Origin of the sequence: Paraburkholderia sp. MM5384-R2, assembly GCF_014201025.1 — a bacterium.
GTDB lineage: Bacteria > Pseudomonadota > Gammaproteobacteria > Burkholderiales > Burkholderiaceae > Paraburkholderia > Paraburkholderia tuberum.
The window spans coordinates 181,784-207,833 of the sequence record NZ_JACHDI010000005.1; the positions used below are offsets into that span (position 1 = coordinate 181,784).

The 26,050-nt window shown below is 66.9% G+C and carries 21 protein-coding genes; 8 read left to right on the forward strand and 13 right to left on the reverse strand.

Going from position 1 to position 26,050, the window contains the following annotated elements:
- Positions 1–18: 18 nt before the first annotated feature.
- Complete coding sequence (locus HDG37_RS11320) at positions 19–1,194, reverse strand: epoxide hydrolase family protein (RefSeq protein ID WP_184047058.1); 1,176 nt, start codon at positions 1,192–1,194, stop codon at positions 19–21.
- Between the two features lie 118 nt (positions 1,195–1,312).
- On the opposite strand from HDG37_RS11320, the gene surE reads away from it, so the two are divergent.
- Complete coding sequence (gene surE, locus HDG37_RS11325; protein WP_184047061.1) at positions 1,313–2,092, forward strand: 5'/3'-nucleotidase SurE; 780 nt, start codon at positions 1,313–1,315, stop codon at positions 2,090–2,092.
- 31 nt (positions 2,093–2,123) lie between these two features.
- On the opposite strand, the gene HDG37_RS11330 is transcribed toward surE, so the two are convergent.
- The 4 genes from HDG37_RS11330 to HDG37_RS11345 all read right to left on the reverse strand — a co-directional run bounded on the left by HDG37_RS11330 (position 2,124) and on the right by HDG37_RS11345 (position 5,500).
- Positions 2,124–2,921: a DUF4148 domain-containing protein gene (locus HDG37_RS11330; protein ID WP_184047064.1), complete on the reverse strand. Its 798-nt coding sequence runs from the start codon at positions 2,919–2,921 to the stop codon at positions 2,124–2,126.
- Between the two features lie 246 nt (positions 2,922–3,167).
- Positions 3,168–4,067 (reverse strand): DMT family transporter, encoded by a 900-nt coding sequence (locus HDG37_RS11335; RefSeq protein ID WP_184047067.1) that lies wholly within the window; start codon positions 4,065–4,067, stop codon positions 3,168–3,170.
- Positions 4,068–4,269: 202 nt separating this feature from the next.
- On the reverse strand, positions 4,270–4,905 hold the full coding sequence (locus HDG37_RS11340) for a carbonic anhydrase (protein ID WP_184047070.1): 636 nt from the start codon (positions 4,903–4,905) through the stop codon (positions 4,270–4,272).
- A 319-nt stretch (positions 4,906–5,224) separates the two neighbouring features.
- Positions 5,225–5,500 (reverse strand): DUF1488 domain-containing protein, encoded by a 276-nt coding sequence (locus HDG37_RS11345; RefSeq protein ID WP_008923225.1) that lies wholly within the window; start codon positions 5,498–5,500, stop codon positions 5,225–5,227.
- Here HDG37_RS11345 and HDG37_RS11350 point away from each other — a divergent pair.
- Complete coding sequence (locus HDG37_RS11350) at positions 5,499–7,199, forward strand: MDR family MFS transporter (RefSeq protein ID WP_260334585.1); 1,701 nt, start codon at positions 5,499–5,501, stop codon at positions 7,197–7,199. The genes HDG37_RS11345 and HDG37_RS11350 overlap by 2 nt on opposite strands.
- A gap of 37 nt (positions 7,200–7,236) precedes the next feature.
- Here HDG37_RS11350 and HDG37_RS11355 read toward each other — a convergent pair whose 3' ends face one another.
- The 6 genes from HDG37_RS11355 to cbiE form a co-directional block, all read right to left on the reverse strand.
- Positions 7,237–8,400: a serine aminopeptidase domain-containing protein gene (locus HDG37_RS11355; protein WP_184047076.1), complete on the reverse strand. Its 1,164-nt coding sequence runs from the start codon at positions 8,398–8,400 to the stop codon at positions 7,237–7,239.
- 2 nt (positions 8,401–8,402) lie between these two features.
- Positions 8,403–9,428, reverse strand: coding sequence for a GyrI-like domain-containing protein (locus HDG37_RS11360; protein ID WP_184047079.1), 1,026 nt, complete (start codon positions 9,426–9,428; stop codon positions 8,403–8,405).
- Between the two features lie 171 nt (positions 9,429–9,599).
- Positions 9,600–10,328, reverse strand: a complete 729-nt coding sequence (gene cobM, locus HDG37_RS11365; protein WP_184047082.1) for a precorrin-4 C(11)-methyltransferase — start codon at positions 10,326–10,328, stop codon at positions 9,600–9,602.
- A 20-nt stretch (positions 10,329–10,348) separates the two neighbouring features.
- Positions 10,349–11,089 (reverse strand): cobalt-precorrin-6A reductase, encoded by a 741-nt coding sequence (locus HDG37_RS11370; RefSeq protein ID WP_184047085.1) that lies wholly within the window; start codon positions 11,087–11,089, stop codon positions 10,349–10,351.
- Positions 11,086–12,186 carry a cobalt-precorrin-5B (C(1))-methyltransferase gene (locus HDG37_RS11375; protein WP_184047088.1) on the reverse strand — a complete coding sequence of 367 codons (1,101 nt, stop codon included), beginning with the start codon at positions 12,184–12,186 and terminating at the stop codon, positions 11,086–11,088. Before HDG37_RS11375 ends, HDG37_RS11370 begins: the two co-directional genes overlap by 4 nt.
- On the reverse strand, positions 12,186–13,409 hold the full coding sequence (cbiE, locus tag HDG37_RS11380; RefSeq protein WP_184047091.1) for a precorrin-6y C5,15-methyltransferase (decarboxylating) subunit CbiE: 1,224 nt from the start codon (positions 13,407–13,409) through the stop codon (positions 12,186–12,188). Before cbiE ends, HDG37_RS11375 begins: the two co-directional genes overlap by 1 nt.
- 307 nt (positions 13,410–13,716) lie before the next feature.
- Here cbiE and cobG point away from each other — a divergent pair, with 307 nt between their 5' ends.
- The 4 genes from cobG to cobJ are packed head-to-tail and all read left to right on the forward strand — an operon-like array spanning position 13,717 to position 18,270.
- Positions 13,717–15,156: a precorrin-3B synthase gene (gene cobG / locus HDG37_RS11385; protein ID WP_184047094.1), complete on the forward strand. Its 1,440-nt coding sequence runs from the start codon at positions 13,717–13,719 to the stop codon at positions 15,154–15,156.
- Complete coding sequence (locus HDG37_RS11390) at positions 15,149–15,775, forward strand: precorrin-8X methylmutase (RefSeq protein ID WP_090809844.1); 627 nt, start codon at positions 15,149–15,151, stop codon at positions 15,773–15,775. Before cobG ends, HDG37_RS11390 begins: the two co-directional genes overlap by 8 nt.
- Positions 15,776–16,519: a precorrin-2 C(20)-methyltransferase gene (locus tag HDG37_RS11395; protein ID WP_184047097.1), complete on the forward strand. Its 744-nt coding sequence runs from the start codon at positions 15,776–15,778 to the stop codon at positions 16,517–16,519.
- The gene (cobJ, locus tag HDG37_RS11400; protein WP_184047411.1) at positions 16,516–18,270 is read left to right on the forward strand and encodes a precorrin-3B C(17)-methyltransferase; all 1,755 of its coding nucleotides are present in this window, start codon (positions 16,516–16,518) and stop codon (positions 18,268–18,270) included. Before HDG37_RS11395 ends, cobJ begins: the two co-directional genes overlap by 4 nt.
- A 34-nt stretch (positions 18,271–18,304) precedes the next feature.
- Here the strand turns inward: cobJ and HDG37_RS11405 are convergent, their stop codons facing one another.
- Both HDG37_RS11405 and HDG37_RS11410 read right to left on the reverse strand, forming a co-directional pair.
- Complete coding sequence (locus tag HDG37_RS11405; RefSeq protein ID WP_184047100.1) at positions 18,305–20,926, reverse strand: AAA family ATPase; 2,622 nt, start codon at positions 20,924–20,926, stop codon at positions 18,305–18,307.
- The gene (locus HDG37_RS11410; RefSeq protein WP_184047103.1) at positions 20,923–22,128 is read right to left on the reverse strand and encodes a DNA repair exonuclease; all 1,206 of its coding nucleotides are present in this window, start codon (positions 22,126–22,128) and stop codon (positions 20,923–20,925) included. The genes HDG37_RS11405 and HDG37_RS11410 overlap by 4 nt, the downstream gene beginning before the upstream one ends.
- Positions 22,129–22,335: 207 nt before the next feature.
- Between HDG37_RS11410 and HDG37_RS11415 the strand changes: the two genes are divergently transcribed.
- Both HDG37_RS11415 and HDG37_RS11420 read left to right on the forward strand, forming a co-directional pair.
- Positions 22,336–23,616, forward strand: coding sequence for a DUF445 domain-containing protein (locus HDG37_RS11415; RefSeq protein WP_184047106.1), 1,281 nt, complete (start codon positions 22,336–22,338; stop codon positions 23,614–23,616).
- A 324-nt stretch (positions 23,617–23,940) separates the two neighbouring features.
- The gene (locus HDG37_RS11420) at positions 23,941–25,614 is read left to right on the forward strand and encodes a hypothetical protein (protein WP_184047109.1); all 1,674 of its coding nucleotides are present in this window, start codon (positions 23,941–23,943) and stop codon (positions 25,612–25,614) included.
- The last annotated feature ends 436 nt before the right edge of the window (positions 25,615–26,050 follow it).

A 26,050-nucleotide genomic window follows, 5' to 3' on the forward strand; every position in this document is an offset into this window, starting at 1 on the left:
ACGCGTCGCGCTGCGCGCCTAGCGCGCGCTCTGCCGCAACGGCCTGAAGAACTTTCGAATCTCGGCCGCGAGCAACGCGGGCTGTTCCATCGCCGCGAAGTGCCCGCCGGCTGGCATTTCGCTCCACTGCGCGACGTTGAAGGTTCGTTCGAGCCAGCTTCGCGGCGGATGATTGATCTCCTTCGGAAACAGCGCGAAGCCGACTGGTGTGTCGATGCGCTCGCCGTCGGAGAAACGCATCGGCTGCAGGCGGTTTTCCCAATACATCTGCATCGCCGGGCCGATGCACTGCGTGAACCAGTACAGCGAGATATTGGTCAGCAGATCGTCTTTCGAGAACACGCTTTCCACCTCGCCGCCGCAATCGCTCCACGCCCGAAACTTCTCGCCGATCCATGCGGCGAGTCCCACCGGCGAATCGTTCAGCGACGCGGCGAGCGTCAGCGGTTTGGTGCCGTGCTGATGCGCGTAGCCGCCTTCGAGTGCGGCCCAGTCGTTCTTCTCGCGCAGATAGTCCTGCTCGGCCGGCGTCAGCTCCCGCTGCGCCGCGCCGATCGCGGGCTCATAGGAACTCGGCAGGAAGTTCAGATGGATGCCGTCGACCACCCGCGGATGATGCGCGGCCAACGCGATCGACACGCCCGCGCCAAGATCGCCGCCCTGCGCGCCGAAGCGCTCGTAGCCGAGCCCGCGCATCAGTAACACCCACAGGTCCGCGACCTGGAACGCGGACATGCCGGCCTGCGCGGGCGCAGGCGAAAACGCGAAGCCGGGCAGCGACGGCGCGACGACGTCGAAGGCGTCGGCGGGATCGGCGCCGAACGCGACCGGATCGCACAACTGATCGAGCAGCGCGTGAAACTCGAAGAAGGAACCGGGCCAGCCGTGCGTGATCACCAGCGGATAAGCCTGAAAGCCGGGCGCGACACTGGCGGCGCGCCGATGCGCGAAGTGCACGGTCTGGTCGTTCACGTCGGCGAGAAATTGCGGCAGCTGGTTCAACCTGCGTTCGGCCGCGCGCCAGTCGAATTGCCCGGCCCAATAGCTCGCGAGTTCGCGCAGCCAGGCCGGGTCGGCGCCCTGCTGCCAGGCGGGCGCGGGCGTCGTGGGCGCCCAGCGGGTGGCGTGGATGCGGCGGCGCAAATCGTCGATGTCCGGATCGGCGATCGCAATCTCAAACGGGTCGATCTGCATGACGGGTCGTCCTGGGTCGGTTGGCGGCTCACCGTCATCGTACGCGCGTCGGACGGAAGCCCGATAATGGGCGTCCCTTCCCTACGATTCATTCACCGAGCCACAGGAGATTGACGCGATGTCCGCTTACGAATCCAAGCTGCCGCGGGTGCTGCTGACGAACGACGACGGTATCGACGCGCCCGGCCTCGCCGTGCTCGAAGCCGTGGCCGCCGAGCTCGCGCACGAAGTCTGGGTGGTCGCGCCCGAGCACGACCAGAGCGGTACGTCGCATTCCATCAGCCTGCATTCGCCGCTGCGCGTGAGCCGCCAGGGCGAACGCCGTTTCGGCGTGACCGGCACGCCCGGCGATTGCGTCGTGATGGGCGTGCGTCATCTGATGCGCGAGGCGCCGCCGTCGCTGGTGCTGTCCGGCGTCAATCGCGGCGGCAACCTCGGCATCGAAACGATGTTCTCGGGCACGGTCGGCGCGGCGATGACGGGTCTGCTTCTCGGGCTGCCGTCGTTCGCGCTGAGCCAGGCGTTCAGCGATCGCGAGCGCGTGCGCTGGGACACCGCGCGCACGCTCGCACCCGGCGTGATCCGCCAATTGCTCGCGATCGAGCATGCGGCGCCGACCTGCCTGAACATCAACTTCCCCGACGTCGATGCCGCCGACGCAGGTCCGCTGACGCCGACGCGCCAGGGCGTCGGGCTCGTCAGGGACATCGAGGTGCTGCCGGAAGTCGATCCGCGCGGCATTGCGTATCACTGGCTGCGCTTCGATCGTGGCCCGCGCGAGAACGATGCCGACAGCGAAACGGCAACCGTCGCGGCAGGGTGCGTATCGGTCACGCCGCTTGCGTTCGATCGCACCGACGAAACCACCTTCGCGCGGCTCGCCGCGTCGTTGACCTAACGGTTGCCGGGGACGCGGCGCAAGGTCCGCTTCAGTGCGCCCCAGGTCCCGATGGCTCGGGTCTGCCGAACGCGGGCATCGTGCCGTTCTCACGCGCGCGCACGAGTTCGGCCTCTACCTCGGCGCGGGTTTTGGGGCCGTTGCTGGCGACCGCCTGAGTTGCGGACGGGCTGGTCAGCCCCGCGCGCGGCATCGACCATGGCGACTCGACGCCTTGCGTTGCATATTGCGGCAACGGCCGCGCCTCTGGCACGACGCTGGCCGCTTTCTTCCCAGACCGCTCAGCAGTAGAACTTTTCCGGTGGCTGCCGCCCCGCGCATGACTACCCGATGTCGTCGCAACACTTTGCGCTGAGCGAGGTTTCGTCGTGGTACCCGACGCAACGCGGCTATGGTGTGCGTGCCCGGTCTTTGCCGTGGGTGGCGCCTGGGTCCGGTTCGAAGTCACCGCAGGCTGCGGCGGCAAACTCGTCTGCTGCGGCTGCGGGCGCGGGAGCTGCTGTTGCTGTTGCTGCGCCTTGTTCGACTCCCGCGCGAACTGCAGCGCCGCGATGGCCAGAGCGTCGCCCGCCTGCGCTCCAATCGACGCGGCCGGCTGAGCCCGCAAGGCGGTCACGTCGTCGCGCAGCGCATGGCGGCGCGTTGCCGGCGCGACCGTCGCCGCGCCGGGCCGGCCTTCGCTCTGCCCCGCCGCCGCCGTCGCGCTGACACCCCGTTCGCCGTCGGCGACGAGACTCACGTCCCGACCGGACGACCAGTCGTTGTCCATCTGCGACACATAGGCCCCAATCGTCACCGCGCCGAAGACGAGGCCCATCAACACGATCATTCTCGGTTCGCTATACAAGGCACGCTCCCCATTCCAACCGATCGACCGACCCATTAGTCAAAGTGTGGGCGATCCGAATGACAGTGTTTTCCTTTTAGGCCCAACAACTGACGAATCGGCGGATCTGGTCGGGGATGTGTCCGAAACCGACGGGTATTCCTCCGTTCAAACGCGCGCCTTGATCGGAGTGCCAAGCGGTTCTTGCTGCGCCGCCTTCGACCCTGTTTTCAGCGACGCAAGCGCAGCTCAGACGAGCGGCCCTTCCTCGGGCTTGCGGCGCATCGCGACGGCGATCGAACTGCCGACGATCAACGCGATACCGAGCATCGATATTGCGCCGATCGTCTCGCCCCACACCAGGTAGCCGAACAGCGCGGCCCACACGATGCTCGTGTAGTTGTACGGCGCGAGCGCGCCGGCATCGGCATCGCGGAACGCCATCGTCATCAGCAACTGGCCCGCCGTCGCAAGCGCGCCGAGCAGCGCCATGATCGCGAGCGCATCGAACGACGGTGTGCGCCACGCGAAGACCAGCGACGCGCCCATGACGGCCGTGCCGACCAGCGTGAAGTACAGCACGGTCGTGCCCGAATCGTCGCTGGCTTTGATGCGCTTGATCTGGATGATCGACAGCGCGCCGCACAACGCACTCGCGATCAGCAGTGCAGGCCCGAGCCAGCTCGCATGCGAGCCGTCAGGGCGCACCACGAGCAGCATGCCGGCGAAACCGACCGCCGCGGCCAGCGCGTCGCGCGGCTTGAGCGTTTCGTGCAACAGCAGCGGCGCCAGCACGATCACGAGCAAGGTCTCCGAATAGACGATCGCGACCGCCTCGCTGAGCGGCATATACGGCAGCCCCGCAAAGAACAGACCCGATGCGCCGAGCAGCGTCAGCGCGCGCAGGGTCTGCCCGCGCACGTCCAGTTGCCGCAAGCGCGTGGCGAGCGGCTTGCCGCGCAGGCACATCGCGACGGCCGGGAACAGACCGAACAGCATGCGGAAGAACGTGACCTCGTTGGCCGGATAGGCGAGCGCAAGCGATTTCGCGAGGGCGTCGACGAGCGCGAAGCAGAACATCGACACGAGGATCAGCGCGACGCTGCGCAACGGTACGGCGCTCGGGCGGACGGCGGCGACGGGCGGCATGGACGGTTCGGTGGGCGTGGGTGATGGCGGCTGCGAAGAGCCCTGGTGTGTTGAAGATCGTGCCGTCGGATTCTCTGGTGACGTCGAGCTGATAGGGATGGTTGCGGCGGGCGGCGCGGTGGGGTTGAAACCGCGCCGCCGCGCCGGCTTTTAGCAAGCCGAGTGTTAATCCTTCAAACTAAAAACCCGTTTTAATGCCGCTTCAACTCGCACAAATTTCCCGATTATCCGCAAGCGGCAAGAAGTTACCGGTCTTGCCATCGAGCGCAAGCATTTCACCGCTTTCGATATTGAAGATCCAGCCGTGCAGGCGCAGCGTCTTGTTCACGAGTCCGACCGCCACCGACGGATGCGTGCGGATGTTGCTGAGCTGCGCGATCACGTTGTCCTTGACCAGCGCCTCGAGACGCTCCGCATCCGAGCCGTAGTGGCGCGACGCGTTGATCGCCTTCGCCGCATCCGCGTGACGCAGCCAGCTCGCGACCGCCGGCATGTGCTCCAGATTCGTGCAGCACGAGATCGCCGTCATCGCGCCGCAGTTCGAATGGCCGCAGATCACGATGTCGGTCACGCCGAGCACGGCAATCGCATATTCGACGGTCGCCGACACGCCGCCCGGCTCCGGGCCGTACGACGGCACGATGTTGCCCGCGTTGCGGATCACGAACAGCGACCCCGGTTCGGTCTGCGTCAGCAGTTCCGGCACCACGCGGCTGTCCGAACACGTCACGAAGAGCGTGCTGGGATTCTGCGCGGTCGACAAACGCTTGAAGAGCGCGCTTTGCTGTGGAAAGACCTCGCGTTGAAAGCGGATCAGACCTTCGATGATTTCCTGCACGATATTCTCCAGAGAATCGAAGAGACGGATTTAAAGTTGCCGCGACTATACCGCAGCCTTTCAATCGTCGCGCGAATCACCGTGCTAATCGTCGCACGCTCCTGCCGCGAATTGGCAGCGAAATAATGGCGTGCTCGCACGCGCCATAAAAAAAGACCCGGCTGCCGGCAGCCGGGTCCAACTCTCTCGCTCACACGCGTTAAGCGGTGTGTGCGTCGATACTGTAGCCGCGTCGACGTCGCGGATATAGTCGCCGCGATGGAAGAGTCCTTTCCACCGCGGCACGAATCGCTTGACCCGATACAAGCAAGCGGGTCGCTCAATCGAAGTCGCGCGTCTCGAGCTCCACGGACCGTCCCCCGTTGCGTTCGAGCACCCGCCGCGTAGCATTTTCAATGCGGGCGCGGTTCGCCTCGAACGCTCCCACCAGATCGTGAGCAGACGGGGCGCCGTTGCCGAGGCTGCCATTGCCGAAATGGTCGTTGAGCGCGTCGAGCGACACGCTGCACCATACGTCCTTCCCGTCCACATTGGCCTCGTAGGCGACGCGCGCAGCAGCCACCACTTCCCGGCGTCCGGTGAATTCGATCCTCATGATTGTCCTCCGTGTGTCAAAGGGAAATCCGAATACGCAACGGTCGTGCCCAATCCGGCCGGCTCGCCGGCTGCCCGGGCGCGAGCGCGCATTCTCCGCAAGGTGCATACTCCTGACCGGCCGCCACGCGCGGCGGCGCCGATGCGTCGCAGCAAGGCCTCCTCCGGGCCGTCGACGCATTCAACATATCGATACTACGCCCTTCATGTCCCGCAATACTCAATCTTCACGCCCGCTCGTGATCGCCGCCGTGATGGCCTCGATGGCGATGGTCGCGATCGAAGCGACCATCGTGTCGACCGCGATGCCGCAGATCGTCTCGCAACTCGGCGACCTGCATTTATACAGTTGGGTGTTCTCGTCGTTCCTGCTCACGCAGACCGCGATGACCGTGGTGTTCGGCAAGCTCGCCGACCTCTATGGCCGCAAGCCCGTGATCCTCGCGGGCATCGCGATCTTTCTCGTCGGCTCGGTGCTCGCCGGCTTCGCGTGGTCGATGCCGGCGATGATCGTGTTCCGCCTGATCCAGGGAATCGGCGCGGGCGCGATCCAGCCGGTCACGCTGACCGTCGTCGCCGATCTGTACCCGGCGCGCGAACGCGGCAAGGTGCAGGGTTATCTCGCGAGCGTGTGGGCGATTTCGGCGGTCGTGGGTCCGATGGTCGGCGGCTTCATCATTCACAACCTGTCGTGGGCGTGGATCTTCTGGATGAACGTGCCGATCGGGCTCGCGTCGGCGGCGGGCTTCATCGCGTTCCTGCGCGAATCGGAACGGCACGCGCGGCCGTCCATCGACTTCGCCGGCGCCGCGCTGTTCATGGCCGCGATCGCAGCGCTGATGATGGCGCTGACCTACGCCGGCGACGACGCGTTGGCGCCAGCCTCGTTCGCAGGCGGCGTCTTCGTGCTGTGCGTGCTGCTGTTCGTGCTGCAGGAGCGTCGCGCGGCCGAACCGATGATCTCGTTCGCGCTATGGAGCCGCCGCCCGATCGCCGCATGCAACGGCGCGACGGTGCTGGCCGGCATGATCCTGATGGGCGCGACCACGTTCCTGCCGATGTACGTGCAGGGCGTGCTGCATCGTTCGCCCGTGGTGGCCGGCCTCGCGCTGACGATGATGATGGTCGGCTGGCCCACCGGCGCGACGTTCGCGGCGAAGTCGTTTCACCGGCTCGGTTTGCGGCGCATCCTGATCTGCGGCAGCGCGTTCGTGCCGCTCGGCGCGGTGCTGCTGCTGTTGCTGTCGCCGGGCGCGTCGCCGCTCGTCGCCGGATTCGCGTCGCTGATCATGGGCTTTGGCATGGGGACGTCGAGCGTCAGTTCGCTCGTGCTGATCCAGGAGATCGTCAGGATGGACGAACGCGGCAGCGCGACCGCGTCGAACCTGTTTTCGCGCAATCTCGGCAGCACGCTCGGCGCGACGCTGTTCGGCGCGGTGCTGAACTTCGGGCTCAGTCATTCGCAGGGCGTCGCGACGGTCACGTCGGATCAGTTGAAGGCGCTGCTGCAGAACCGCGCCGCCGATCTCGGCGACAGCGATCCGGTCCGGCTCGTGCTGCACCAGTCGTTGCATCTGACCTTCGTGTCGATGTTCGTGATCGCGCTATTCGTGGTCGCGCTGCTCGCGCTGGTGCCAACGATCCGATTCGGCGACGACAAGCCGGCACCACTCAAGGCCTTGTCGCCGCTCGAGGACTGAGTCGCGCGGCGTCGCGAACCACGTGCGTTCGCGAGCGCTATGAGCCGCCCGCCGGCAGCGTCGCCGCGAAGAAATCACGCACCTGGGCCGCGGTTCGCGCATGAATCGCGGCGCGATCCACACCCGGCCCGTCCTTGCAGATCGGCGCCAGACGCTCCATCGCCTGGGGCTCGCACACATCCATGAACGTATAGTGCGAGGCGCCCGGCACCATCGTCACCGTCGCTTGCGGCATGAAGCCCGCGATGCGGTGAATGTTGGTGTTGACTGGCGCGGTCGTGTCCGCCTCGCCCGCCAGCAGCGCGACCGGAATCGTCACTTCCTTGAACGACGAACTGTTGAATGCCTCGCCGAGCGCGGGTGCAATCGCGAACGCGGCTTTGACGCGCGGATCGCGATACGAGTCGCCCGAGCGCGCGCGCGATGCGTTCGTTTCCGCCGATAGCCCCTCGACCGTCAGTGCCGGCGTGCCCGGCGCGTGCGCGAGATTGGCGGCTTCGGGCGGCAAGCAGATCGCATCGGCTTCGGGCGACGTGCAAAAGCGCTCCAGCGCCGCCCGATCGGTCCGTGCGCCCGCGACTTCGAGCACCGTATAGCCCCCGAGCGAAAAGCCCAGCGCGCCGATCCGCGTCGTGTCGACGCGCGGACCGAAACGCGGGTCCGCGAGCACCCCGTCGAGCACTTCGCTCAAATCGGTCGCGCGCTCCCACCAGAGGATGAAGCCGTCGCGCGTGCGCGGCTCCAGCGCGTTGTTACCCGGATGATTGACGCCCGCGACGATATAGCCCTGCGCGGCCAGCGAGGCCGCGAGCCAGTCGAGACTGTCCGCGCTGCCGCCGGTGCCGTGCGATAGCAGCAGCAACGGGTATTTGGGCTGCGCGGCGGACAGCGGGGCATCGTCGGCGGCCGCGTGGCCGACGAACATCGGATGGCCCGGCGCGCCGATATCGTGAGGCGTCTCGGGTTGCGCCGCATCGGCCGGGTACCAGATGCGCGTGATCAGCGCCTGCGTTTGCGCGCCGCGCCAGTTGCGGGCCACGGCGGGGTGAAATACGCGGCTCGTTTCGCCGACATGCCAGCCGGCGGAGGCGGTTTGCGCGATGGCGTTCGCCGGCAACGAAGCCCACATCGCGCCGGACAGCGCCGCGGTCAATGACACCACCACCGCGCTCGACAGCGCGGCACAACCTCGACGCATCATGGTTAGTCCTCGCAAATGGGAATCAGCAGATCGGTGACGCAGGGATGTTGCGCGCCGCGATCGTGCGTGCTTCGATACAGTTCGAGCCCCGGCCGCTGATCGCGCCGGTAGCCGCTGCGCGGCAGCCAGCCGCTGTACAGCGCCCTGAAAGTGGGCGAGATCAGCGCATAAGGGCCGACGAGGCGGTGCACCGCATACAGCCCGCCTTCGAGCCGCAGCGGCTCGATGCCCGGCGGCGGCCCGGCAACACGCGGGCGTTGCGCGGCTTCGTCTAGCCGCTCCATCGCATCGCTCAACGCCGCCTGCGAGCCCGCGACAATTGCCGCGTGATAGCAAAACCCGCCAGCCATCGACGGATCGCGCGCGCAAATGCCGACGCGCTGTTGCAACAGCGGGTTCTCGTCACAGCGCAGCGTCGTCATCAGCGTGTGGAAGGTCTGGCCGATCGTCGCGATCGGGCCGTCATGGCGAAGGCACAGCACGTCGAGCGGCGCGAGCTCGGTGACTTCGACGGACGGCAGCGCAGGCGTGCTTCGGCTTTCGGTGCTTTCGTCACGGTTATCGTCGACGCCATCGTGAATGCGGGCGCCGTCGCCATCGCCGTCGCCTCGCTGCGCGATGCGCGCTTGCGCCGTTCGCAGGCTCCGCGCCGAAGCTGTCGAAACCGCCGGATGCGCCACCAGATGCCGCTGCCGGGTCCTGAATTCGCTCGGCGACACACCGGTGAAATCGCGAAACGCGCGCGCGAATGCTTGGGGACTGTCGTAGCCGGCGTCGTGCGCGACCGCGGTGACCTGCGCGGCGTCGGTCAATCGCTGGGCCGCCTCGGCGAGCCGCAGACGCTTGACGGTGTCGCCGACGCTCTCGCCCATCAACGCCCGATAAATCCGGTGGAAGTGATACGGCGACATATGCGCGACGGCCGCGAGGCTGTCGAGCGTGTGTCGCGCGCCGGGCTCGACCAGAATGGCCTCGACCACGCGAGCGATCCGTCGACGGTAATCACGTTCGGTGCTGGGCTTCATCATGGCGCCACGATAGCGGTCTGCGCGCCGCGAGGCGGTGCAGAACTTGCGGATTTTCGCGTTTTCGCGCTTCGCGTTTTGCCGGCAGACGGGCGGCCAGGCTCGCGCGCTGCGTCACATTATGATCGACAATCCAAGCGGCTTCCTGACGCCAGAAAGGCTTTCACGACGCCGTCAACTGCCCTTCGCATACAGCGTCGAATCGGCGAACCCTTCGGCGGCCAGCACCTGGCCGACCAGAACCAGCGCGGTGCGCTCGATCGCGCTGCCCTGCACCTTCGCGACGATATCGTCGAGCGTGCCGGTGATCTTTTCCTCGTCGGGCCAGCTCGCGCGATAGATCACCGCGATCGGACACGCGCCGCCGTAATGCGGCCGCAACTCATCGACGATGCGCGCGAGATGCCGCACGCCGAGGTGAATCGCCAGCGTTGCGCGATGCCGCGCGAGATCGCCCAACCGCTCGCCTTCGGGCATCGACGTTTTGCTCGCGTAGCGCGTGAGGATCAGCGTCTGCGACACGTCGGGCAGCGTCAACTCGCAGCCGAGCGCCGCCGCGCATGCGGCCGTCGCGGTCACGCCGGGCACGATCTCGTAAGGAATGGCCAGCTCGCGCAAACGGCGGATCTGCTCGCCGATCGCACCGTACAGCGACGGATCGCCCGAATGCACGCGCGCGACATGCTGGCCCTTCGCGTGCGCCGCCGCGAGCAGCGCGACGATCTGGTCGAGATCGAGCTCCGCGGTGTTGATCACCTGTTGCGCGCCATGACCTTCGAGCACCGCGGCCGGCACCAGCGACCCCGCATACAGGATCACCGGACAACTGCGCACGAGACGCTGCCCTTTGACCGTGATCAGTTCCGGGTCGCCCGGACCCGCGCCGATAAAAAACACTGTCATTCAGTACTCCAATTATTTGCTCACTTACCCGAATCCGCATTCGCCTGCGCGGGCAACGCATCGAGAAGATCGGCAACGCCGGCGAACTCGCGATCGACCTCGGGCAACACCGGCCGTCGCAGCATGATCACCGGCAAGCCGCGCTCGCGCGCGACCTCGAGCTTCGCCTCGGTCGCGCCGCCGCCGCTGTTCTTGCTGACGACGACGTCGAACGCCTGCAGTGCGAACAGCGCGCGTTCGCCGTCGAGCGTGAACGGTCCGCGCGCCGCGAGGACGCGCGAGCGCGCCGTGTCCGGATGCGAATCGAGCACGCGCACGGTCCAGAATTGATGCGGCGCAATCTCGTCGAGATGCGCGAGCGGTTCGCGACCGAGCGTGAAAAGCGGCCGCCTGAACGGCGCGAGCGTGTCGATCAGTTCGTTCCAGTCATCGACCATGCGCCAGTCGTCGCCGGCTTGCGGCTGCCACGCTGGACGCCGCAGCGCCCAGCACGGCACCTTCGCCACGCGGCACGCGTCTACGGCATTCGCGCTGATGCGCACCGCGTACGGATGCGTCGCGTCGATCACGAGGCCGATCGCTTCGCTCGCGAGGTAACGCGCCAGACCCGCGCTGCCGCCGAAACCGCCGACGCGCACCGCGCACTTCAAGTCGTCGGGGACCTTGCCGAGTCCCGCGAGACTGTACACATGCGCGGGACCGAGTTGGCGCGCGATCTTCAGCGCGTCGCCGGTGCCGCCGAGCAGCAGGATGCGCGTCATCGCGCGACTCCGACGATGTTGCCCTGCCGGTCGATCGCGAAGATTTCAACGCTGACCTGCGGCGGCACGATATCGCGAGCAACGGCCAACGCGTGCTGACAGACGATATCGCCGAGCGGCACCTGCCGCGCGTGAGCGAGCGCGAGCGCCTGCTGGCTCGTGTTGGCCGCGCGCATCGCCGCTTGCAGCGCGGCGTCGGCGCCATGCGCGGCAGCCCAGCCGGCGAGTTGTTCGAGATCGATGCTGGAGTTGCGGCTATGCAGATCGAGATGGCCGGCCGCGAGCTTGCTGAGCTTGCCGAAGCCGCCGCAAATGCTCAGTCGTTCGACCGGCGCGCGCTTCACATGCTTGAGCACCGCGCCGACAAAATCGCCCATTTCGATCAGCGCGATATCGGGCAGGCCGTAGTGCGCGCGCATCGCGTCCTCGCTCGCGTTGCCGGTGCAGGCGGCCACATGCGTATAGCCGTTCGCGCGCGCGACGTCGATGCCCTGATGGATCGACGCGATATACGCCGAGCACGAAAACGGCCGCACGATGCCGGTGGTGCCGAGTATCGATAGCCCACCGACAATCCCGAGTCGCGGGTTCATCGTTTTGAGCGCGAGCGCTTCGCCGCCTTCGACGCCGACCGTCACTTCGAAGCCGCCGCTATACGCATGGCGCGCGGCGAGTTCGTCGAGGTGCTGCGTGATCATCTGGCGCGGGACCAGATTGATCGCCGGTTCGCCGACCGGCAGCGTGAGCCCCGCGCGCGTGACCGTGCCGACGCCCGGCCCCGCGCGAAAGATCACACCGGGCCCGGGCACGAGGCGTACGCGCGCGAACACGAGCGCGCCGTGGGTCACGTCGGGATCGTCGCCGGCATCCTTGATCGTGCCGGCTTCGGCGATCTGCTCGCCGTCCGTCGCGGCAAGGCGGCAAAACGTGAGCCGCATCGGCACATGCTGGCCCTTCGGCAACACGATCTCCGCGACCTCGCTAACCTCGCCCGCCAGCAGTAGACGAGCGGCCGCGAGCGACGTCGCGGTCGCGCAACTGCCGGTCGTATAGCCGCTGCGCAGCGGCGCCGGCTGTTCGGGAGTCTCGTCGCGCATCACGAATCGGCCGATGGTTTGGCGGGTTTGGTCGCGTCGAGCAGTGTGATCGGCAACGCCTGGCGCCACGTATCGAAGCCGCCGAGCGGTTGCGCGTGAGCGAGCCCGATGCGCGTCAGCGTACCGCCATACCGCTCGCGCCATGCGGCGAGCACCGCCTCGCCTTGCAGCGTCACCGCGTTCGCGACGAGCCGGCCGCCCTCGCGCAGTTGTGTCCAACAGGTGTCGAGCACGTCAGGCTCTGTCACCCCACCGCCGATGAACACCGCGTGCGGCGCCGGCAGTCCCCGCAACGCGTCAGGCGCGCGGCCGGCCACGAGTTGCAGCCCGGGCACGCCCAAAGCATCGCGATTCTGTTCGATGAAGCGCTGCCGCGCTTCGTTCGCTTCGATCGCGATCGCGCGACACGTGGGATGCGCGCGCATCCATTCGATTCCGATCGAACCGCTGCCCGCGCCGACGTCCCACAGCAACTCGCCGGGCGCGGGCGCGAGGCGCGCGAGCGTGATGACGCGCACGTCGCGCTTGGTCAACTGGCCGTCGTGGATAAAGGCGTCGTCGGGCAAACCGCAGGTCAGCGGCAGACGCGGCGCATGCGCCGACGCGCGGCACTCGAGCGCGATCAGATTGAGCGCGGCCATCTCGCCGGCCGGCCATTGATCCGCGCGGCCATCGACACGCCGTTCGCGTGCACCGCCCAGATGTTCGAGCACGGTCATGGCAGTCGCGCCGAAACCGCGCGCATCGAGCGAGGCCGCCAGTGCCGCGGGCGTGCGCCCGTCCGCGCTCAGCACGAACAGGCGCGCGCCGTCACGCAGATGCGCATTCAGGGCGGCAAGCGGTCGGCCGACCAGCGAGACGGTCGCGACATCCTGCAACGGCCAGCCGAGCCGTGCGGCCGCGAGCGACAACGACGACGGCGCCGGCAGCACGCGCAACTCGCCGGCCGGCAACTGCCGCGCGAGCGTCGCGCCGACGCCGAACAGCATCGGGTCGCCACTCGCGAGCACGCACACCGCGTGCGGACGCTCGGCGAGCAGCGGCGCGAGATCGAACGGACGCGGCCACGCGGCACGGCGCGCGGCGAGCCGCGCGGGCAGCATCGCCAGATGGCGCTCGCCGCCGTACACGACCGACGCGCCCAGCAACGCACGCCGCGCGGTCCGCCCCAAACCGGCGAAGCCGTCGTCGCCAATGCCCACTACGGTCAGCCATGCCGGCATGCATCCATCCTCATCAGTTGCGTCGATTCTTTAGCGATTGCACCGGCTCACGCATGCGGCTTTGCGCAGGCTCGGAGCGCGGGTTGCGAAAGTCCGCATGATACCGCCGCCATCCGGCCCGCGGCTTCGCGACGGAGCGCCATGCTACCGGGATCACCGGCATCGCGCGATGGCCGGCAAACAGGCGCTGCGGCCACAGCGTAAAGATATAATGGCCGCTTTCATTGCCCACGGTCAGCCCGAAGCGCTTTTCGGCCGCACAGTTCACGCCGGCCCTCGTCGGGCAGCATGCAGCGAGGCCGCAGCCATGCCGTCGCGCGACGCTAAACCCGGTGCCCCTTTGAATCGAGCTTCGCCTCCCACCGTTTCGTCCCACGCGGTCACGACACCGCGGCCCTCGGCATGTCCGGGGTTGCTGCGCATCGTCCCCGCGCGCGACGGCGGCATCTGCCGCATCAAACTGCCCGGCGGCGTGCTGAGCGCGGCGCAGGCACGCGCGATCGCCGATGCGAGCACGCGGCACGCGAACGGCGTCGCCGAGCTGACCAATCGCGCGAATCTGCAACTGCGCGGCGTGCGTAACGGACACGAAGCGGCGTTGAGCACGGCGCTGATCAGCGCGGGGCTTGGACCGGCCGGCGCGCTCAGTTCCGCCGACGACGTCCGCAACGTGATGATCAGCCCCGCCGCCGGCCGCGATCCGCACGCGCTGATCGACACGACGCCGCTGTGCGGAGAACTGCTGACGCTGCTGCAAGGCGATGCGCGTTTCGTAGCGTTGTCGCCGAAATTCGCGCTGCTGCTCGACGGCGGCGAACAGCTTGCGCGGGTCGATCATCCGCATGACGTGTGGCTCGCGGCGTCGGCTGACGGAGAAGGCGTGCGCTTCGTGTTCGGCCTCGCGGGGTGCCCGGCTCCGGCAGGCGAGAACTCGAACCCGCGCGGCCATCGCGATTCCAACGGCACGGGCGCGCTCGCGGCAGTGCCGGCGTCGCGCGTGCCCGCGCTCCTGCGCGCGTTGCTGCACACGTTCCTCGACCTCGCCGCAGCCGACGCGACCCGCATGCGCGACCTGCTCGCCACGCATTGCGCCGACGCGCTGCTGCGGCACGCACAGCGCTACGTCGATTTCCCGCTCGCGCGCGACGCATCGCTGAGCCACTGGCAACGGCACATCGCCGCCGACCCATCGCTGCGGCTCGGCGCGCACGCGCAGCGCGGCGACGGCACGTCGCATGTCGGCGGCCAACCACCGCTCGGCCGGATCGATGCGGCCACGCTGCGCGCCCTGGCTGCGCTCGCGCAACAACACGGCAACGGCAGGTTGCACGCGACGCCATGGCAAAGCGTGCTGCTGCCCGACATCGCGACGACGGCGGTGCCCGCCGTGCTCGCGAAGCTGATCGCACTCGGTCTCGCGTGCGATCCCGCGCAGGCCATCACGCACGTGATCGCCTGCGCCGGTTCGGCCGGCTGCGCGAAGGGCCTCGCCGACACCAAGACCGACGCGCTGCAGCTCGCCGAGCGCTTACCCGCCGGCGTCGACGTGCATCTGACGGGCTGTCCGCGCTCCTGCGCGGCCGCCCATCGCGCGCCCTACACGCTGCTCGCCGCCGCGCCCGGCCTCTACGACCTTTATCGACGCGACGGCCGCCCCGGCTTCGGCCAATGCGTCGCGCCCCAACTGACGATCGACGAGGCCGCCGCGCTGCTCGCGCGCCTCGCCCGGAGTACTCCACATGCTTGATTACATTCGCGACGGTCAGGAGATCTATCGCCAATCGTTCGCGACGATCCGCGCGGAGGCCGACCTCGCGCGCATCCCCGCTGACCTCGAAAAGCTCGCGGTGCGCGTGATCCACGCGTGCGGCATGGTCGACGTGATCGACGACCTCGCGTTCTCCGACGGCGCCGGCAGCGCGGGCCGCCGCGCGCTCGCGCAAGGCGCGCCGATCCTGTGCGATGCGGGCATGGTCGCGCAAGGCATCACGCGCGCGCGGCTGGCCGCGAACAACGAAGTGATCTGCACGCTCACGCACCCGGACGTGCCCGCGCTCGCGCGCGAAATCGGCAACACGCGCTCGGCCGCCGCGCTCGAATTGTGGCGCCCGCATCTGGCGGGCAGCGTCGTCGTGATCGGCAATGCGCCGACCGCGCTGTTTCATCTGCTCGACATGCTCGATGCCGGCGCGCAGAAGCCGGCGCTGATTCTCGGCTTTCCGGTCGGCTTCGTCGGCGCGGCGGAATCGAAAGCGGCACTCGCGCAAAACAGCCGCGGCGTCCCCTATGTGGTCGTGCACGGACGGCGCGGCGGCAGCGCGATGGCCGCCGCCGCGGTCAACGCGCTTGCGACGGAGGTCGAATAAATGGCGAGCCAGCTAACGAGTCGCGGACGGCTGTACGGCATCGGCGTCGGTCCCGGTGACCCGGAATTGCTGACGTTGAAGGCACTGCGGCTGCTCAAAGCGGCGCCGGTGGTCGCGTATTTCGTCGCGAAGGGCAAGAAGGGCAACGCGTTCGGCATCATCGAGGCGCATCTGCACGACGCGCAGCAGCATCTGCCGCTCGTCTATCCGGTCACCACCGAAGCACTCGAACCGCCGCTGTCGTACGAAGCGATCATCGCGGACTTCTATGACACCGCCGCCGAAATCGTCGCGGGCCATCTCGACGCGGGCCGCGACGTCGCGGTGATCTGCGAAGGCGATCCGTTCTTCTATGGCTCGTACATGTATCTGCACGACCGGCTCGCGGCGCGCTACGACAGTGAGGTGGTGCCCGGCGTGTGCTCGATGCTCGGCGGCGCGGCGGTGCTCGGCTCGCCGCTCGTGTATCGCAACCAGAGCTTGTCGGTGCTGTCGGGCGTGCTGCCCGAAGATGAATTGCGCCGCCGTCTGGCCGACGCCGACGCGGCGGTCATCATGAAACTCGGCCGCAATTTCGACAAGGTACGGCGCGTGCTCGACGAACTCGGACTCGCGCAGCGCGCGCTGTACGTCGAACGCGCGACGATGCGAAATCAGCGCATCGTGCCGCTCGCGGAAGTCGATCCGATGGCGTCGCCGTATTTCTCACTGCTGGTCGTGCCGGGGCAAAAATGGCAAGGATGAACGCGCCCGCCATCGTGATTCTCGGCACGGGCGCGCTTGCGACCGCGCGGCGGATTCAGGCGTCGTATGTCGAGCGTGGCGCGCATGCCGCGGCCGGCGTTGCCACGGACTGCCAGGTCCATGCGCTGCAGGGGCGCGTCGACGCCGACGTCTCGTACAGCGAACTCGGCGCGCATATGCGCGAGCTGTACGCGCGCGGCACGCCGATCGTCGCGCTGTGCGCGGCCGGCATCGTGATTCGCTGCCTCGCGCCGCTGCTGTCGAACAAAGGCGCCGAGCCGCCGGTCCTCGCGGTCGCCGAGGACGGCAGCGCGGTCGTGCCGCTGCTCGGCGGCCTCGCGGGCGTCAACGTGATGGCGCGCGACATCGCCGCGGCGTTGGCCGTGCAGCCCGCGATCACGACGAGCGGCGAGCTGCGCTTCGGCACCTGCGTGCTCAATCCGCCCGATGGCTATGCGCTCGCCGACCTGGGTCAGGGCAAGCGCTTCGTGTCGGATCTGCTCGCGGGCGAAACCACGCGCATCGAAGGCGACGCGCCGTGGCTCGACGACGCGCAACTGCCGCGCTCGGCGTCGGCGCGTCTCGCGATTCGCGTGACGCCGCGCGCGTGGGATGGGCGTGAAGACGAACTCGTGATTCATCCGCGCAGTGTGGTGGCGGCTGTCGCCAGCGACGATGCCGATGTCGCCGACGCGATCGTCGCGCGCGTGCGCGCGGCATTGAACGCGCAGGGTCTCGCGATGCTTTCGCTTGCGGCCTTGCTCGCGCCATCGACGAGCATGGCCGACCCGGCGCTCGCGCAAGCGGCAAGGCTTCTCGAGGTGCCGCTGCGCTTCGCCGATGCCGGCGCCGAACCGGGCGAATCGAGTGCCGCAAGGTTGCTGCATACCGCGCTACGCGTCCCCCACGAAACGCTGCACGACGACGCACACCGCGGCGTCGCGCTCGCCCTCTTCCCCCTCGCCATCGACCCCGCGACGCTCGGCCGTGCCCGCGGCCGTCTGACCGTGATCGGTCTCGGTCCCGGCCGGGCCGAGCTGATGGTCCCGGCCGCGCGCAGCGCGTTGAACGAAGCGACCGACATCCTCGGCTACGACACCTACGTGAAAATGGCCGGCCCGCTGCGTGCCGGTCAGCGCGTGCACGGCTCCGACAATCGCGAGGAAATGCAGCGCGCGCGGCACGCGTTCGAGCTCGCGAGCGAAGGCCGCTCGGTCGTGATGGTGTCCTCGGGCGACCCCGGCGTGTTCGCGATGGCGGCCGCCGTGCTCGAAGCGCTCGAAGCTTCCCGGAACGACGCATGGGCGGCCGTCGAACTATCGATCGTGCCGGGCGTGTCGGCCGCGCTCGCGACCGCCGCGCAGGCCGGCGCGCCGCTCGGCCACGACTTCTGCATGCTGTCGCTGTCGGACAACCTGAAGCCGTGGACGATCATCGAAACCCGCCTACGCCATGCGGCGCTAGCCGATCTCGTGATGGCGTTCTACAACCCGATATCGCGCGCGCGTCCGTGGCAACTCGACAAGGCACTCGACATCGTGCGGGAGTATCGCGTGCCATCGACCCAGGTGGTGCTCGGTCGCGATATCGGCCGGCCCGGCGGCACGCTGCGCACGCTGACGCTCGGCGAGCTTCGCTCGGCCGATGTGGATATGCGCACGATGGTGATCGTCGGGTCGTCGCTGACGAGAAGATTCGCTTGCGGTCATCACGGCGCGCAGTGGGTGTACACGCCGCGGTGGTACGAGTAAGCGGACCGTACCGGGTGGTACCGGCCCGCCCCGCTCACGCCACCTTCAGATCCTGCACCGCCCGCTGCCTGACGCCCAGGTCGTCCCACAACTCCGGATGGCACGTGAACACCAGAATCTGATGCCGCGTCGCCGCGTCGATCAACGCGCGTTTGAGCGCGTCGCGGCGCGCGGCATCGGTGTGTACCGCGGCATCGTCGAGCATCAGCAGAGTCGGCCGGCCTGAGGCCTGCAAGAGATCCGCATACGCGAGCCGCGTCAGGATGCCGAGCTGTTCGCGCGTGCCGAAGCTGAGCGCATCGAGCAGTTCCGCGCGGCCGTCGCGATCGAGCATCGCCGGAATCAGATCGTCGCCGAGCGCGAGGCTCGACTGCGGAAAAAGCCGCTTCAGGTAGTGACCGACCCGCTCGGTCAACGGCGCACGCAGTTGGGCGAGCGCGGCGTCGCGTTCGTCGACCAGCACTTCGTCGAGCAGACTCAGCGCGCTCGCGCGCAGGCGCAGTTCGTCGTTGCGACGCGTGGCCTGCTCGACCTGGGCTTCGAGCGCGGCAAGCCGTTCGCCGAGGCCCGATGCGCCCATCGTTTCGAGCTGGCTACGCAGCTCCGCGATCCGCAGTTGACGCTCGTGCTGCTCGTTGCGCGCGAGGTCCGCCGATGCGCGATAACGCTTCGCCTCCGCCACGGGGTCGTCCAGACGCGCCGCATCGAGTTCGCGCTCGCGCTCGCCGCGCTGGTTCTTCAGCGCATCGACCTTGACGCGTTGCTCGACGATATGCGCCTGCCACTGCGCGCGGTTGCGCCGAAACGCTTCGTCGTTCAGCTGCGCTTCTTTGCGCTGCAACTGCGCCGTGAGCGAATCGGCCTTCGCAACGCCGCTGGATTGCGCGCCCGCCGCCTGCTCGAGCACCTTGCGCGCGGTCTCCAACGCGTCGCGCGCGATGTCGGCGTTGCGGCGCGCGTCGTCGAGCGGTGGCGCCGCGGACACGTCGGGCAGACTGGCAAGGCGCTCGCTCGACGCCTGCAAGCGCGCCGCCGTCGATGCCAGCGCCGCACGCAACGCATCGATGCCTTGCGGCGCATGGACCTCGAGAATCCTCGCCTGGCTCTTCTGTTGCGCGACCAGCGTTTTCCATTGCTCGTGACGCGCCTGCGCATCGCCCACCGACGCGACGCCGAGCGAGCGCAGCAACTGCGCGTGCTTCGCCTCGAGCGACGCCAGCTCCGACAACCGCGCCGACAGATCGGACACGCCCGGAATCACGCGCAATTCGCCGAGCTTGCCGAGGCCGATGCGCTTTTCATCGTCGACATGCAGCACGCCCGTGCCGCTGATCGTCTGATCGCCGACGCTCAACTCGCCATTCAAGCTGTACTCGATGCGCGTCATCGCCGCTTCGGTCCGCGCGCGCAACACGGTCAATTCGCCGTCGAGCGCGACGAGGCGCTTGAACTGCGCGTCGTCGAGTTCGAGCGCCGCCGCGTCTCGCGCGGCCTGCAACACCGCCGCGTTCGCCTTGTCCGCCTCGCCGATCGACGCTTCGAGCCGCTGGCCCTCCGCCCGATAGAAATCGACCTGGCTGCGCAGATCGGCGGCGGTCACGGCTGCGTTCGCGAGTTCGAGCGCGCGGTTCGCCTCGACCGATGCCTGCTCGAATTGCGCCGCACGGCTTTGCGCCTGCGCATGCGCGGTTTGCGCGGCCGCGACCTCGACGCGCACCGCGTCGAGCTGCTCGCGTTCGCGCGCGATGGCCGCCTCCAGTTCGAGCGCGCCCTGCTCCTGCTGCACCGACAACGCGAGTTCGGCCTCGCCGATCTTCAGCGACTGCGCGAGCCCTTCAAGACCGCGTTCGAGTTGTTCGACAGCCGCGGCACGTTGCTGCGCGAGCGCGGCCTTCTGCTCGTGAAGCTCCCACGGACGCCTGCGCTCGGCGTCGTCGAATGCCTGCTGTTGGGCGGCGAGGCGCGCGATGTTGTCGTCGAACTGCTGGCGCTGCTGTTGCAGCTCGTCGCGGCTCGCGATCAGCGAGGCGAGCTTCTGCTCCGCCTCGGCGAGCGGCCCGGTCGACTTCTGCGTGCGCGCGGTCAGCAGTTGCCGCAGTTCGCGCTGCACGGCCGCGATCAGCGCGTCCTCGCCGCCCGCTTCGCGGCCGCCCGACAGTTGCGTGAGCGCGTCGCGCAGATACTGTGCCGCGTGCCCGGTCGAATCGCGCATCTCCTGCGTGCTGCCTTGCTGCACCCACAACAGACCCGGCACGCCGGCGTTCTCGGCTTTCATCGGACCGCGCGCCGCGCGCGAGAAGCCGAGCAGCGCGGCGAGCTTGTCTTCGGCTTCGTCCTCGCTATACACGGCCTGGGCGATCCTCAGCTCGCAACGCTGACGCGACACGAACTGCTTCGACAGACGGCACGCCACACCATCGAGCTCGAAGCTGACCTCGACCGACGGCTGCCCGCTCGCGAGCCCCCACGGCAACAGGTCTTTCAGATGCGACGCCTTGTAGCGTTCGAGGAACACCGTGCGCACCGCCTCGGCAATCGTGCTTTTGCCGGCCTCGTTGGGGCCGATGAACAGATTGAGACCGGGCTGCAGATCGTCGATCACGATCTGCCCGCCGAACTGCCTGAATTCCTGAATCGCGATACGTTGCAGCTTCATGCGGGGGCTCCTTCACGCGGCGCTTCAGGTTGCTGCCGCTCGCGCGTCTGCGCGGGTGGTGCGGCCTGCGAATCGCGTTGCCGCTGGTCGCGCTGAAAACGCGCCAGCAGCAGCAACGCCTCGGCCGCGCGCCGCGCCTCTTGCGGATCGGCCTGCGCGTCTTCCTGCAGGCCGCGCAGCCGCGCCACCACCTTCGCGAGATAGCCGCTTTGCGCGCCGAGTTCGGCGAGATCGTCGGCGGTCGGCAGCACGTGCAGGCTACCGAGATCGGCACGCAACGCGCGCACGCGCGCGCGCGCCTGTTCGACCGCGACATGCAGCGCCTCGGCATCGGCGAGCGCCGCGGTGCCGCCGACTTCGATGCGCAGCACGTCATTCGCGCCGAGTTCGGCGAGGCGGGTTTTCAATGCATCGACATCGGTCGGCACCGAAATCGTCTCGTCCCAGCGATGCCACCGGTATTGCCCGACCCGCACCGCGTCGACCTGCGGCACCGCGCCGGGATCGCTGACGGTAACGTCGAGCACGAAGCCCGGCTCGTTCGCGCGGAAACGGTCCTGCTCGTGCGTGCCCGCGTACCACGTGCGTTCGTCGACGCGCAGATGGCCGTGCCAGTCGCCGAGCGCCAGATAGTCGAGCCGCGCACTGGCGGCGCGCGTCGGCGCGATCGGATTCGAAGAATCGATGCCGTCTTGCAGAATGCCGCCGACGCTGCCATGCGCGAGCCCCACGCGGTGATAGCCGGGCGGAGTATCGGTGGAATCGAAGAACGCGGTGGTGTCGTCGTAGGTGATGCGCTGCGTGAGCGGCGCGCACAGCAGCGCGCACCGGCACGCGTCGAGCAGCACGACGCCGGCTTCGAGCACGAGGCGCACGTTCGGCGGCACGCAATCGAGCCGCTGCGCGCGGGTCCACACGCTTTCGACGAGCGCCGCGTCGTGATTGCCCGGCAGCATGATCCACGCTCCGGAAAACGCTTGCAGCGCGGCGAACAAACGCCGGATCACGGTATCCGACACCGTCTGCAGATCGAACACGTCGCCCGCGACGAGCACCGCGTCGACGTTGCGCGCAGCCGCTTCTTCGGCGATACGGCGCACCGTGTCGAAGCGCGCCTGAGCGAGATGCGCGGCCTCGTCCGGTTCGAACTGACCGAATTGCGTGCCGATCTGCCAGTCCGCGGTGTGCAGAAACCTGATCACTGTGCCTCCATTGCGATTGCGTTGCGTCCTCTTGCGTTGATTTCGCCGAGGAGCCCAATCGCGAATGTTACCTTGCCGAAGCGCCGGCGCGTATTGCGCGCGCGTATCCAGGCTGGACGCGCGCGCGGGCCGTACCGCATCATTGCAACCGAACCGGCCGAGCCCGCCGACTTTCCAGCCCCCGCCCGAGACGATCAACCGCGCCCGATGGACAAGACCACCGAACTGAAGAAGGCCAAGCGCACGCCTTTACTGCTGCTGCTCGCGGCCGCCTGCGTTTTCGTCGTCGCCGCATTCCTGCCGCGCGGCCTGTGGGTCGACGGCATCAAGGCCGTCGCCGAGGCCGCGATGGTCGGCGCGCTCGCCGACTGGTTCGCGGTCGCGGCGCTGTTTCGCCGCGTGCCGATTCCGCTCGTGTCCGCGCACACCGCGATCATCCCGCGCAACAAGCACAAGATCGCCGACAACCTCGCGCACTTCGTGCAGGACAAGTTTCTCGACGTGCCGTCGCTGGTCGGTCTGATCCGCCGGCATGATCCGGCGCAGACCATCACCGCGTGGCTCAGCGAATCGGCCAACTCCGCGCGCCTCGGCGACTACGTGGTGCGGCTCACCGGCGGCATCCTCGACGTGGCCGACGACGCGCGCATTCAGAACTTCATCAGGGACGGGTTGCGCGACGTGCTCGCGAAGGTCGATCTGTCGCAATCGCTCGGCGCGATCCTCGACACGCTGACGCGCGACGGCCGCCATCAGGAACTGCTCGACACCGCGATCGATCAGGTGATCGAGGTGCTGCGCGAGGCGCCGGCGCGCGAATTCATTGCCGCGCGCATCGTCGATTGGGTGAAAAGCGAGTATCCGACGATGGAGAAGTTTCTGCCGTCGGTATGGCTCGGCGACAAGGGGGCGGAGGCGATCGCGAGCGCCGCGAACCGTATGCTCGAACAGATCGCGCAGAACCCCACGCACGAGCTGCGCGACAAGTTCGACCACGCGGTGCAGAAGCTGATCGTGCGGCTGAAGACCGATCCCGTGTTCCTGCAGCAAGGAGAAGCACTGAAGCGCTATCTGGTCGAAGGCGAGGCTTTCGGCAGCTACGTGAAGGACATGTGGGGGGAGCTGCGCGCGTGGCTCAAGCGCGATCTGCAAAGCGCCGATTCGGCACTGCATGCGCGTGTCGCCGCGATGGGCGCGTGGGTCGGCCGCGAACTCGCGCGCGATCCAGCGCTGCGGCAATCGCTGAACGATCACCTCGAGGAAGCGGCGCGCGCAATGGCGCCGGACTTCGCGCGGTTCCTCACGCGCCATATCAGCGATACGGTGAAGAACTGGCCCGCGCACGAGATGTCGCACCAGGTCGAGATGAATATCGGCAAGGATCTGCAGTACATCCGCATCAATGGGACGATCGTCGGCGGATTTATCGGCTTGTTGCTGTATGTGAGTTCGCTGTTGCTGGAGATGCTGCGGGTGCATGTCGGCTAGCATGCGGATTGGCGGCCCCTACCGGTAGTCTTCCATGCCGTCGATCGGCCGAAGGACGTCGCACTGTTTGACTGATGCGGTTTCGATCGCAGTTTTGATCAAGGAGTGCGCATCGAGCAATTCTCTGACTCGTGCATGCCGCGTTCGCAAATCACTTCGCATTTCGTCACGCGCAAATCGGACAATGGTCTGTACGAAACGGAACTCATTCATCTTCCGACGTGCCGTATCAAGTCGAAGCAACCTGCGTCCATGTATTCGGGGCCACGTTCCCTCGCCGCTTGCCCGATGTATTATCAGCCATCCTACTTACGTCGACTGGCTATGTCCGAGAACCTGACACGCAGTGTCGAGGGGAGAGTTGGAGCCACCGGATTCCTCTTCGTCGTCGCGTATGCGGCACTTTCGTTGACAGCGATAGCGCTGGTCGGCCCTTATGGCTGGGACGACGGCGCCATCACTATTGCCTATGCGCATACACTCGGGCGACACGGGGTATTCGCGTTGACATCAGCTTCGGCGCCGGCCGAAGGTACGTCAACTTTGCTCATGACGGCAATGTTGGCGATAGGGCAGTGGATGATGCATCCAGGCTTTCTGGATGCGATCATGACGGCGCAGTTGCTCTCCTTCATCGCACTGAGCGCTACTCTGGTGCTCGTGTGGCGCGCACTTGAACCGTGCCTGCCGAGCCCAACGCATCGCCTCATTGTGGTGTGCTTGCTGGGGCTGTTGCCAGCCTGCCAGGTCGAGATCATCAATGGCATGGAAATGCCGGTCTTTGCGTTGCTGTTGTTTGCGTTCGTGCTCTCCTGGCGCGCGCGATCGACACTCGCCTATGCACTGTTGCCGCTTCTGATGCTGACTCGCTTCGAGGCGGTGTTCTATCTGGGATTCGCGCTTGGCTGGATGGTCGTGTTTTGCCCGCAGGATAGGCCGCATGCCATTCGAATGTGCGTCTGGCTCATGCTTTGCTTTCTGCTGATGACAATCTGGAGGTATCGTGTCTTCGGCACGCTATTGCCGAATACCATCCTGGCCAAGCTGCAAATGCCCTACAGTAAAAAAGGCTGGGACGGCGTATTGGTAAAGCTGCGCGGTCTCAAGGATTTCCTTTTCGTGAATGCCGCGTTTCTGGCTGGCATGTACCTGAGCCGGAAGGGAGAGAAAAAGCGCCGTCTGGATCCGATGCCTGTACTTCTAATATTTTCTTTTGCCGTATTCGCGCTCGTATCGGGAAAAAATTGGGGCTATACCGGGCGGATGTTCATGGCCGTGGTTCCCCTTTTCGTCCTTTCTCTCGCAGAACGCTTTGCGAATATGCGTCACCCATATGTATTTCGTGGACTTTTGCTGTGCCTTTCTGGAACTTTCCTGTTCAACATTGCGTTGCTGCGCGACAACGTCGACACGGTAATCCTTGGTGCGGCGATGCGTGGCGTGCTGCCCGCTGCGCTGAATGCGGCGGGAGAGGCGGCCCGAAAAAGAGCGTGGCACGATTTCCCCGGTGACTGGCGCGGAATTACGCCAGCGAACTACGCGATGACGGGCGCTTCGGTTGATCATCTGCGCGAGTATCTGGGGCAACCGACGCTCAAGTTCATGACGCCAGACGTTGGTGGCGCCGCACTGTGCTGCGAACATCTGGACATTCTGGATTCGGCGCTGTTGACCAACCCATCGCTGGCGCGTCGCGGGTATGCAGGGTTTGCGGACTATCTGAGCAAGGAACGTCCGGAAGTCATCGAAACACATGGCCTTTGGAGCAGCAACAGCGGGATATACTCCGTCGCCGAATTCCAGACGGACTATCTGCCCGCGATTTACAATGGGACGCTTTTCTGGCTGCGTCATGACGTCCTGGAGCGTCTGGTTGCTCGCGGCGTGGCGGCCGATCCTGTTCGCCCGGGGAGGTTGCTTGATATTCGCTATGTGGGAGACAGTCGAGACGCCTGGTATCTGATGCGGTTTCCCGCTGTGACGGTACTCAGTCGGTGAACTTCTGTCGGCTTGGAAGCTGTTGCGAGCGCCGCCGCGGGTAGCAACGGTTCGACGAGGGACCACAGTTCGTCGGGTATGCATTCTCTGAGCTTCGCCTCATATCGCAACAAACCGAGACAGAATAGTACAGAAGGTCTGCTGAACCCGTTTCCTGACCGCTCGGATGCTGTTCAGCAACTTCCCGCCAATGCGCGCTCTACACAACTAGAGGCTCGGTTATCAATAAAGTGAGCGCACCGGACCTATCTGTCTCTTGATAGCGATCTCATGCGATTCTCTACCATATAGGCCAATATCACTCTATTTTGGGCCGCTATCCCTCGAGATTCGATCGTCTCTCACTATCCTTAGTGCAACCCTGACCGAATCTGCGGCTCGAAAGACTTCCAACACGCCGGCGTTTTATTAAATCATGCCTGTATTCGGACCAACC